3 protein-coding genes are annotated in these 4,513 nt (G+C 52.0%); all 3 read left to right on the top strand.

The annotated features are described in order from the left end of the window. A partial coding sequence (gene secA, locus PHF27_RS13435; RefSeq protein ID WP_300071122.1) for a preprotein translocase subunit SecA occupies positions 1-2,343 on the top strand: 2,343 nt, incomplete at its 5' end. A gap of 659 nt (positions 2,344-3,002) precedes the next feature. Beyond that, positions 3,003-3,773, top strand: coding sequence for an ABC transporter ATP-binding protein (locus tag PHF27_RS13430; protein WP_300071120.1), 771 nt, complete (start codon positions 3,003-3,005; stop codon positions 3,771-3,773). Position 3,774: 1 nt separating this feature from the next. After that, positions 3,775-4,513, top strand: a 739-nt coding sequence (locus PHF27_RS13425; RefSeq protein WP_300071118.1) for a SufD family Fe-S cluster assembly protein, incomplete at its 3' end; no start/stop codon positions are given.

Below are 4,513 nucleotides of genomic sequence, written 5' to 3'. Positions count from 1 at the left end.
GGCGAGACGCTGGACGACTTATTGCCGGAAGCGTTCGCTGTAGCTAGGGAAGCTTCGCGGCGCGTGCTGGGCATGCGCCATTTTGACGTGCAGCTGATGGGCGGCATGGTACTGCATGAAGGCAATATCGCGGAGATGCGTACTGGCGAAGGTAAAACGCTGGTGGCGACGCTGCCGGTATATTTGAACGCCTTGGCCGGCAAGGGCGTTCATGTCATTACGGTCAACGACTATTTGGCTCGCCGCGACAGCGAGTGGATGGGGCAGTTGTATCAATTTTTAGGCTTGTCCGTGGGTACGATTTTGCACGGCTTGACCTATGCCGACCGCAAGCATGCTTATGCCTGCGACGTTACTTATGGTACCAACAATGAATTCGGGTTTGACTATTTGCGTGACAATATGGTCATTTATGCGGACCAGATGGTGCAGCGTCCGCTGAATTACGCCATTGTCGATGAAGTGGACAGCATTTTGGTCGATGAGGCGAGAACGCCTCTGATTATTTCCGGCCCTGGCGAGCGTGCTACCGATATCTACGCTAAAGTAGCCAAAGTGGTGGAAAAGCTGGAAAAAGAGGCCGACTTTACGTTGGACGAAAAAGCCAAGCAGGTGCTCCCTACCGAAGCGGGCATTGCCAAGGCGGAAAAATTGCTGGGCGTGACCAATATGTACGCCGGCGAAAACATGCAGCTGTCTCACTATTTCAATCAGGCGCTGCGGGCGAAGGCGCTCATGGAACTCGACCGCGACTATGTGGTAAAAGACGGCGAAGTGGTCATTGTTGACGAATTTACCGGACGGTTGATGTTTGGCCGTCGTTACGGCGATGGCTTGCATCAGGCCATTGAAGCGAAGGAAGGCGTGAAGATCCAGCGGGAAAGCCAAACGCTGGCTTCGATTACCTTCCAGAACTATTTCCGCATGTATGATAAATTGGCAGGGATGACCGGTACGGCGAAAACCGAAGAACCGGAATTCCAGAAAATCTACAACTTGGACGTAGTCGTGCTGCCGACCAATCAGGCGGTAGTGAGCGAAAATTTCCCGGATGTGGTTTTCAAAACGCAGAAAGCGAAATATAAGGCGGCTGTGCAGGAGATCGCCGAGCGTCATGCCAAGGGGCAGCCGTTGTTGGTAGGCACTACCTCCATCAGCCAGTCGGAAGAAATGTCGGCGCTGCTCAAAAAGCATGGCGTACCGCATAATGTTTTGAACGCCAAGCATCATGACAAGGAAGCTGCTATTATTGCGCAGGCAGGGCAAAAAGGTTCTGTAACTATTGCGACCAACATGGCTGGCCGTGGTACGGATATCAAGCTGGGCGAAGGCGTGCCGGAATTGGGCGGCCTCCATATTGTCGGTACGGAGCGTCATGAAAGCCGCCGTATTGATAATCAGCTGCGCGGCCGTTGCGGTCGTCAGGGAGACCCGGGCTCCAGCCGCTTCTATCTGTCATTGGAAGATGATTTGATGCGCATTTTCGGTTCCGATCATATTTCCACTATTATGGATAAGCTGGGCATGGAAGAAGACGAGCCTATCGAGCATAACATGGTCAGCAAAGCCATTGAAAACGCGCAGAAAAAAGTGGAAAACCGCAACTTTGAAATTCGTAAATACGTGCTGGAGTATGACGATGTCATGAATCAGCAGCGTGAGATTATCTATGCGCAGCGCAAGCAAATTCTGCTGGGCGAAAATCTCCGGGAAAATATTTTGGCGATGATTGAAAAAATTGCCGATCATGGCATTGCTCTCTACGCTGACGCCAATACGTATCCGGAAGATTGGGATTTGGCGGGCCTCATCAAGTACTGCGAGGAGTACTTTGCGGCGGAAGGCCGTCTGACTGTGGCTAAGCTGGAAACCTGCAATCGCGAAGAAGTGCGGGAGGAAGTGATGGCGGCGGCGCAGGATGCCTATGAAGGCCGGGAGCGGCTCTTTGGCGAAGAAAACATGCGCGAACTGGAAAAGGTTATTATGCTCAAAGTGCTGGACAGCAAGTGGATCGAGCATTTGGACGCCATGGACGGCTTGCGTGAGGGCATTGGCTTGCGAGCGTACGGCCAGAAGGATCCGCTGATTGAGTATAAGATTGAAGCCTATGACATGTTCCAGCAATTGATGGAATACATTCAGGACGATATCGTTAAGTACATGTTCCGAGTGAACATTATTTCGCAGCCTGAGGATCATTTGCAGCAGGCTACCGAAAATCATGGGGAAGCGGACGAGAATGCACCCAAGCAGCCGGTGGTAAACAAGGACAAGGTGGGACGTAACGATCCTTGCCCCTGCGGTAGCGGGAAAAAGTATAAAAATTGCTGCGGTATTAACTAAGCTGAATGAAACAACAGAGTAACCGATTGCGGGTACTCTGTGTTTCGTTATAATGAGGGGATTAGGGAGACTGGAGAACGTCACACAGAGTAGGGATCAGAGAGAAGAACACACACAGAATGAACGATACTCAGAGTAACAGAGTAACAGAGGGAAAAGCCAGAGAGAAAAATAATAAGGAACGCAACATGGAGAATGGGAGACAGGAGAACGTCACAGATAGAGAGAAAAACATGGAAAACAGACGAGGAGATTGCTTCGCTTCGCTCGCAATGACAAAAGGTAGTTAGAGCCGCAATGCGTTGCCAATCTTAATCTTTTTGAATCCCACCGCCGCTGTGGCGGCACCTCCCTTTAACAAGGGAGGCAGGGTTTGAAGTCTCCCTTGCCAAAGGGGGAAGGCCGTAGGCCAGGGGGATTTGCGTCATTGCGAGGAGCGTAGCGACGCGGCAATCTCTCCTGAATTTAATTCTCTGGCAGTTCTCTGGTCTTTCTCAGTTACTCTGTGTGAAACGTATTTCCGTTATTCCCTCTGGATTTTCTCTGGAGGAGACCGGATGCCTTGCCATCCATGGCGCATCCGGCACTAGGCACTTCACGTGCCGTCGCTGTTACTCTGTGTAATCGTATCTTTGTATATTAGGTAGGAGGGATTGACAATGCTGCGAGTGGAACATCTGGCTGTGGAAGTGGAAGGCCGGAAGATCTTGAGGGATATCAATCTGCATATTAAGCAGGGCGAGGTGCATGTTCTTTTCGGTCCCAATGGCACGGGGAAGTCGACGTTGATCAATGCCATTATGGGTTTTTCTCGCTATAAGATCACCGGAGGACGTATCTTCTTTAAAGGAGAAGATATTACCGAGCTGCCTGTGTACGAGCGCGTGCGCCGCGGCGTGGGCGTAATGATTCAGCGTCCGCCGACAGTACGGGGCCTGGCGGTGCGTGACATGGTGCGTTTGTGCGCTGGGGAGAGGGAAGTGGACGTAGAGGCCTTGGCCAAATCGGTCAACATGGAAAACTTCTTGGATCGCTCGGTGAATGACGGTTTTTCCGGCGGCGAGATTAAGCGTTCCGAATTACTGCAGCTTTTGGCGCAGCAGCCGGACCTGCTGCTTTTGGATGAGCCTGAGTCTGGGGTAGATATTGAAAACATTGCGGTCGTGGGCAAGGCGGCGGATCGTATTTTGCAGCGCGGCGTTAATGGCGGCAATACATTGCCGCTGAAAAAGCGTCGTGAAGGGCGCAGTAAGTCCGGTTTGATCATTACGCATACAGGGCATATTATGCAATATGTGCCTGTGGATGTGGCCCATGTGCTTTTTGACGGCGTTGTATCCTGCAGCGGCAATCCGCAGGAGATGTTTTCCTGTATTCAGACGCAAGGCTATGAAGCTTGCGTCAGCTGCGACATGACAGGAGGAAACTGAGATGAAGCGACAGCAGGATATTGAGCAACAGGCGCGTCAAGCGGAAAAAAAGCTAGCGTTGTACGGCGCAGATATTGATTTTGCTGAGTTTTCGGATCAGCAGGGTGAAGCGCAGTATATGGAACAGCCGGCGGTGCAGCTGGATGAAGCCCGCAAACGTTCTTTGGAGGGCATCGGTATCGAAGTATCTGGTGCGGGGCGTTCGGGCACGTTTTTACAGACCGACCATGCGGTAACGCATTGTCAGGTGCAAGGGAACGGTCTGGAAATCATGAGCGTTGATGAGGCTCTGAAATGCCACGACTGGCTGGAAGAAGAGTATTGGTGGCGGGCGGTAGCGCCTGACGCGGATAAATATACCGCCCGGGCGGCGGTACATCAAGAACATGGCTACTTCATCCGGGCGCTGCCTGGCGTCAAGGTGGAGGACCCCGTACAGGCCTGCATGTATATCAGCTCGGAAGAAGTAGTGCAGGACGTGCATAACGTGATTATTGTTGAAGAAGGCGCGGAGCTGCACGTTATTACTGGTTGCGGCACTGACCCGCATGTGCGCAAGGGCATGCACATCGGCATTAGTGAGTTTTTTGTCAAAAAAGGCGGCAAGCTGACTTTTACCATGATTCACCGCTGGGGAGAAGAAGTGGCTGTACGGCCGCGGACTGGTGTAATCGTCGAAGAGGGCGGCACGTATTTGTCGAATTACATCTGCTTGCAGCGGGTAAAGGATATTCAGATGT

This window comes from Anaeromusa sp. (assembly GCF_028691475.1).
In the GTDB taxonomy this organism is placed as follows: domain Bacteria; phylum Bacillota; class Negativicutes; order Anaeromusales; family Anaeromusaceae; genus Anaeromusa.
This window is presented reverse-complemented; position numbering and strand designations above follow the sequence as displayed.